2 protein-coding genes are annotated in these 2,137 nt (G+C 61.7%); both read left to right on the plus strand.

What is annotated here, in order from left to right:
• Window positions 1-542, plus strand: a 542-nt coding sequence (locus tag EN969_RS35395) for a hypothetical protein (RefSeq protein WP_206525248.1), incomplete at its 5' end; no start/stop codon positions are given.
• A 76-nt stretch (window positions 543-618) separates the two neighbouring features.
• Window positions 619-2,137 (plus strand): HAMP domain-containing sensor histidine kinase (locus tag EN969_RS27985; RefSeq protein ID WP_245467533.1); only part of this gene is annotated, 1,519 nt, incomplete at its 3' end.

The raw sequence follows: 2,137 nt of genomic DNA on the forward strand, positions 1-2,137 counted from the left end.
CCATTGAGGGGCGCGGAAATGTCGCCAGCAATGATATTGCTGTAACCACCGCCGCCGCCGCCACCACCACCGCCACCGGAGCCGCCATTGTCACCATTTCCACCGTCTGGAATGGCCTGCGTGCCGGCCGCCCCACCGGTCCCTGCATCCGGACCGTTGCCCGCGACGCCGGCGTCACCTGCATCGCCACCATCGCCGCCGTTGCTGTCTACGTCACCATCACCGCCCCTGCCTCCGGTCGCACCATAAAGAGCCTGTGCATGCGCCGGCGCCGTCAGGATGACTGGCAGCAGCAACGACCCCGCGAGCGCCGTGGAGCACAAAAGTACAAGCGGGATATGAGCGAGCGACGATCGCGAATTGTCATGGAATTCCCCCCGTGTGCCGCAAGCAACGATTCCGCGGCCGGCCCGATCGCCGGGCGTCCCGCGAAAATCATCGCTTGCCGCTGCGTCGGGTCGCGTGCGTCCGCCACGCACATCGCCCCGACTGCTTCCTCACAATCCGCCCGGCGAAACCACCAAGACGATCGCGGCCGATGATAAAACGTCCTCTCCCGACAATTCCACCGATCAATTCTATTGAATTCTGACCAATTCTTGCACGGGCGGATCGCGCTTGCCTCCCCGCACAACTCCTGCGAGATTCAACATTTGGCGCATCGGGGGGTGCGGCAGGGGAACCCCGTGCGAATACTCGACCATGCTTGATCTGAAGACCGTTCTGGTTGTTACGTTTGCAACCGCAAGCCTGCAGGCCGTCACCTGGTTGTTTGTGTGGCTGGCGTGGCGCCGCCTCTATGAGTTGAAGTTTCTTGCGGCCGGCTTCGTCGCTATCGCGGCGGGGGTGCTGCTGATTCTCCTGCGTGGGGAGCAGCCGGCGGCCTGGGCCATCGTGCTCCACAACACGATCATCAAGCTAGGCCTGGTGTTGCTGGCCGAGGGTCTGGCGCGCTTTCTGGGACAGCCACGCTATACCTGGATCAGCATTTCACTGCTGATTTTCCAAATTGTCGCATGGAGTGCCGCCCTCGCGATTGATCCAGGCGACATTGCTATACGCATTCACGCATCGACCTTCTTTACGGTCGTGATGATGTCGGTGATGTGTCTTGGGCTGATGCGGGACCGGACGCAACCAACCCTCCTGCGCTGGATCACGATCGGTGTGCTTGCCGAGTATATCGCGGCTAGCGTTCTCCAGAGCATCATCGAATACCGGCTGCCGGTCGATTTTCAAGGCGCCTCAGTTCTGGCCGACCGCAACGCCTGGTATCTGCTGCAGGGCGCGCTGTTCCTGATCGCCTTTTTCGGCTGCCTGCTGTTCATGGTCAGTTCGCGGCTGTCCTCTGCGCTGCTGGAGAAAAATATCGCCCTGTCGCGGGAGGTACGGGAACGACGACGGCTGGAAAGCCGGTTGAACGCGAGCCTGGCGGCCGAACGTGTGCTTCGCGACGAGCAGGCGGACTTCATGCGCGTCGTCAGCCACGAGTTTCGCACCCCGCTCGCCATCATCCGCAACGCGGCCGACATGATCGGCCTTGTCGGCCACAAGTCGCCCGAAGCGACACGAGAACGGATTGCCGGCATTGGCGAGGCGCTCGATCGCCTGTTTTCCCTGATCGACCGCTTCATGGCCAATGATCGCGACAGCGGGTTTCAGCCGGAGATGATACGCGTCGGTTTGCTTATTGCCGATGTGCGGCTGCATTTCGGGATGACCGGGCGCGGCGAGCGCCTGATCTTTACGGCGGATGACGACGCCGTTTCGCTTGTCGCCGATCCCGAGATGCTGGCGACGGTCCTGATCAACCTCATCGACAATGCGCTCAAATATTCGTCGGAGGACCAGCCAGTGGATATCGATGTGCGCAGCGAAGGTCGAAGTGCGGTCATTCGGGTGCGTGACCGTGGCATCGGCATTCCACAGGCTGAGCTTCACAAGATCGGCAGGCGCTTTTTCCGGGCCTCCAATACGATGGCGGTAACCGGAACCGGTCTCGGCCTCTATTCTTCGCGCAAATTGCTGGCCTATCACGGCGGCAAGCTGCAGTTGCTCGCCAACGACGACCAGGGCATTACGTCCATCGTCAGCCTGCCTCTGGCAGGCGAGGCAACGGATCGACTTTCGCCCGAGG

The sequence above is a fragment of the Mesorhizobium sp. M7A.F.Ca.CA.003.01.2.1 genome, from assembly GCF_003998945.1.
Lineage (GTDB): Bacteria > Pseudomonadota > Alphaproteobacteria > Rhizobiales > Rhizobiaceae > Mesorhizobium > Mesorhizobium ciceri.